General features: G+C 68.6%; 3 protein-coding genes. All 3 read right to left on the reverse strand.

Features of this window, described 5'->3' with window-relative positions:
* Window positions 1–143: 143 nt before the first annotated feature.
* Window positions 144–1,454, reverse strand: coding sequence for a bifunctional tetrahydrofolate synthase/dihydrofolate synthase (gene folC, locus B551_RS15160; RefSeq protein ID WP_006579933.1), 1,311 nt, complete (start codon window positions 1,452–1,454; stop codon window positions 144–146).
* A gap of 255 nt (window positions 1,455–1,709) precedes the next feature.
* Window positions 1,710–2,582, reverse strand: coding sequence for an acetyl-CoA carboxylase, carboxyltransferase subunit beta (gene accD / locus B551_RS15165; protein ID WP_006579934.1), 873 nt, complete (start codon window positions 2,580–2,582; stop codon window positions 1,710–1,712).
* A gap of 223 nt (window positions 2,583–2,805) precedes the next feature.
* The gene (trpA, locus tag B551_RS15170; RefSeq protein ID WP_006579935.1) at window positions 2,806–3,609 is read right to left on the reverse strand and encodes a tryptophan synthase subunit alpha; all 804 of its coding nucleotides are present in this window, start codon (window positions 3,607–3,609) and stop codon (window positions 2,806–2,808) included.
* Window positions 3,610–3,701 lie beyond the last annotated feature (92 nt).

Consider the following 3,701-nt stretch of genomic DNA (forward strand, 5'->3'; position numbering starts at 1 on the left):
CCCTTGCGGAAGGAAAACAGCGAAAGCAGGCCCATAGATTGGTTCGGTGCGGGCGGCAGGCGCGGCCGCCCCTTGGTTTGTCGCTCGACCGCGGCGCGTGCCCCGGAAGTGCCCGCGTAGTGCCCTGGAAAATGGTCCGCAGGCTAGTTGGCCTGGGTCGCGCGGTACGCCATCACGCCGGCCACGGTGTAGAACGATCCGAAGACCAGGATTCTATCATTCTCGGTGGCACGCTCGATGGCGTCCCGATAGGCCGCCTCGGGGCTCGCAAAGCACGCCGCGGTGGCATCCGGACCCGGCCGGAAGCCACCCTGCTCCAGGTGCTCCAGCAGGTCCTGCGCGCTGGCCGCGCGCGGCGTCGGCAGGTCGCACAGGCACCAGTGATCGACCTTGTCGCTCAGGTGGCGCAGCACGCCGGCGATGTCCTTGTCCGCCATCGCGCCGAACACCGCGTAGGTGTAGCGGAAGAACCCCATGTTGTCGAGGCTCTGGCCCAGCGTCGCGGCGGCATGGGGGTTGTGGGCGACGTCGAGGATCACCGTCGGACGGCCCGCCATCACCTGGAAGCGCCCGGGCAGATCGACGAAGGCGAGCCCATTGCGCACTTCCTGCGCGCTGACCGGCAGCCGGTCGCGCACCGCCTGCAGCGCGGCCAGCGCGGCCGACGCGTTCAGCAGCTGGTTGGCGCCGCGCAGCGCCGGATAGCCCAGACCATTGAGCTTGCGGCCGCGGCCGCTCCAGTCCCACTGCAGGCGCTCCTGGCCCTTGGCGGCCTGGTGCTGGAAATCGCGGCCGACCAGCCACAGGTCGGCGCCGATCGTCTCGGCGTGCTCGACCAGCGAGGCCGGGGGCATCGGGTCCCCGCAGATCGCCGGCACATGCGGGCGGAAGATGCCGGCCTTCTCGAAGCCGATCTTCTCGCGCGTGTCGCCCAGGTACTGGGCATGGTCGATATCGACGCTGGTGACGATCGCGCAGTCGGGATCGAACACATTGACCGCGTCAAGCCGGCCGCCCAGCCCGACCTCCAGGATGATCGCGTCGAGCTGCGCGGCGGCGAAGGCATGGACGATCGCCAGCGTGGTGAACTCGAAATAGGTCAGGCTGACCGGGTCGGCGAAGCTGGTGCGGGCGCGCTCGACCGCCTCGAAATGCGGCAGCAGCTGGGCGTCGGTGGCGATCTCGCCGTTGATGCGCGCGCGCTCGTTGAATGACAGCAGGTGCGGCGAGGTATGGCAGCCGACCTTGTAGCCTGCTTCCAGCAGGATGCGTTCGAGCATCGCGCAGGTCGAACCCTTGCCGTTGGTGCCGCCCACGGTGAAGACCAGCGCGTCGATGCGCAGGCCGAGCGCTTCCTTGACCCGGCTGATCCGGGTCAGGCCCATGTCGATGCCGACCGGATGCGCGGTTTCGAGGTGGGCCAGCCACTCGGGGAGGGAGGAGAAGATAGGCATGATGCTGCGGTGATCAGCTGCGGTTCGCGGGCCACCGCTCCCTTCTCCCGCTTGCGGGAGAAGGGCTGGGGGAGAGGGCAAGCGGTGGCGGCAGGCCCTGGGCGGGTTCCAAGCCACCCCCTCTCCCCAACCCTCTCCCCAACCCTCTCCCCCTGAGGGGGAGAGGGAGAACAGCACCCGTGAATCGATACTACTCAATGAAAAACGCGGACCAGGTCCGCGTCGTCAAACCATCCTTCGGCGATCGGCGTCCGTTCAGGCCACCGCGTCGGCCGGCTGCTTCTGCAGCAGCGCCAGCAGTTGCGCGAGCTCGGCACGCAGCTTGCGCCGGTCGACGATCATGTCGATGGCGCCCTTCTGCAGCAGGAACTCGGCGCGCTGGAAGCCTTCGGGCAGCTTTTCGCGCACGGTCTGCTCGATCACGCGCGGGCCGGCAAAACCGATCAGCGCCTTCGGCTCGGCGATCACCACGTCGCCCAGGAAGGCGAAGCTCGCGGAGACGCCGCCCATGGTCGGGTCGGTCAGCACGCTGATGAACGGCAGCCTGGCCGCCGACAGCTTGTTCAGCATCGCGGTGGTCTTGGCCATCTGCATCAGCGACAGCAGGCTTTCCTGCATGCGCGCGCCGCCGGTGGCGCTGATGCAGATGAACGGCACCTTCTGCTCCAGCGCCGCCTGCGCGCCGCGGGCGAAGCGCTCGCCGACCACGGAACCCATCGAGCCGCCCATGAAGGCGAATTCGAAGCAGCTGACCACCACCGGAATGGTGTGGATCGCGCCGCCCATCACGACCATCGCGTCGGTCTCGCCGGTCTCGTCCATCGCGGCCTTGATCCGGTCCGGATATTTCTTCGAGTCCTTGAACTTCAGCGCGTCGACCGGCACGATTTCCTGGCCGATCTCATAGCGGCCCTCGGCGTCGAGCAGCGAATCGAGCCGCTCGCGCGCGCGGATGCGCATATGGTGGTCGCACTTGGGGCAGACATGCAGATTGGCCTCGACGTCGGTCCGGTACAGCACGGACTCGCACGACGGGCATTTGACCCACAGGCCCTCGGGGATGCCCTTGCGGGACGAGGGGTCGGTCTGTTGAATCTTCGGGGGCAGGAGTTTATCCAACCAGCTCATCAAAACGCTCCTTTCGGATAAGGCCGCGGCCCGGCGCATCGCAGCGTGGCATTGCCGCTTGTTACGGCGCACGTGCGCGCAGGTGCAGGCCCGGCCATCGGCCAAGGCGGCGAATGTACCACGCTCGCCGCCCAGGGGCCGACTTTCTGTGCTGCGGGAGGCAGAAATCGGCGGCCGCCGGCGGTGAAATATCGCCGAAGTCCGCCAATATGAGGCTAATGCGTCACGCCTTGGCGTCCAGCGCCGCGCGGATCTCCGCGATAAACGAACGCAGCGATTGTACCGCCTGTTCCCGCGGCGCTTCCTCCAGCAGTTGCACCAGCCGGCTGCCGATCACGACCGCGTCGGCCACGCTGGCGATCGCGCGCGCGGTCTGCGCGTCGCGGATGCCGAAACCGACGCCGACCGGCAGGTTGGCGTGGCGCTTGATCACCGGCAGGCGCGCGGCGACGCTGTCGAGGTCGAGCGCGCCGGAGCCGGTCACGCCCTTCAGCGACACGTAGTACAGATAGCCGCTGGCCACCCTGGCGACCTGCGCGATGCGGGCGTCGGTGGTGGTCGGCGCCAGCAGGAAGATCGGATCGACGTCGTGCTCGCGCATCAGCTGGGCGAACGCCTCGCACTCCTCGGGCGGGTAATCGACCACCAGCACGCCGTCGACGCCGGCCTCGCGGGCGGCCTGCGCGAAGGCGCGCTCGCCCATCCGCTCGATCGGATTCGCATAGCCCATCAGCACCACCGGCGTGGCGGCGTCGCGCTGGCGGAATTCGCGCACCCACCCCAGCACCTGGGTCAGGCTGACGCCGTTGGCCAGCGCCCGCTCGGAGGCGCGCTGGATCACCGGGCCGTCGGCCATCGGGTCGGAAAACGGCACGCCCAGCTCGATCACGTCGGCGCCGCCCTCGACCAGCGCATGCATCAGCGCGACGGTCAGGCCGGGCTCGGGATCGCCGGCGGTGATGAAGGGGATCAGGCCCTTCCTGCCTTGTGCGGACAGCGCCGCGAAAGTCGTTTGGATGCGGGACATGGTCAGGATGCGAGGTGAGGCAGCGCGTCCGCCGGACCGGCGTCGTTGGCGGCTGCCGGGGTAGACGGGACGGCGGCGATCGAAGCGGCGGC

The sequence above is a fragment of the Cupriavidus sp. HPC(L) genome (assembly GCF_000307735.3).
GTDB lineage: Bacteria > Pseudomonadota > Gammaproteobacteria > Burkholderiales > Burkholderiaceae > Cupriavidus.